This window comes from Bacillus sp. HY001, assembly GCF_007558965.1.
GTDB lineage: Bacteria > Bacillota > Bacilli > Bacillales > Bacillaceae_G > Bacillus_A > Bacillus_A mobilis.
In genome coordinates, this window is the sequence record NZ_VLTE01000346.1 from 1 (window position 1) to 286 (window position 286).

The window sequence follows — 286 nt, forward strand, 5'->3', positions numbered from 1 at the left end:
AGCCGCAGCATTTACATCTGCATTAATTAAAGTTTTATTTGCTGAACGATATATGCCGCGCTTTATTCGTTTTCCTGAAAAAGTTGTATTTTGGTCATCTTTTCTATATGTTGGAATGAAGTCGTTATCCAGAAAACTTGCTTTCGATGTATATGATTCTTCAGTTACAACAACTTGGATGCCTACAACATTTGCTTTGTATGTAATCATTTGAATCAGTAAACTATGCGGGAGATGACAAAACGATTGGTTATTTCTTTTTCCCATATTCGTTTCTTGTTTCCAA

General features: G+C 33.9%; 1 protein-coding gene. It reads right to left on the reverse strand.

The window, feature by feature from the left end:
- On the reverse strand, positions 1-286 hold a 286-nt coding region (locus FOT98_RS31645; protein WP_144291289.1), incomplete at both ends, for a zinc ribbon domain-containing protein.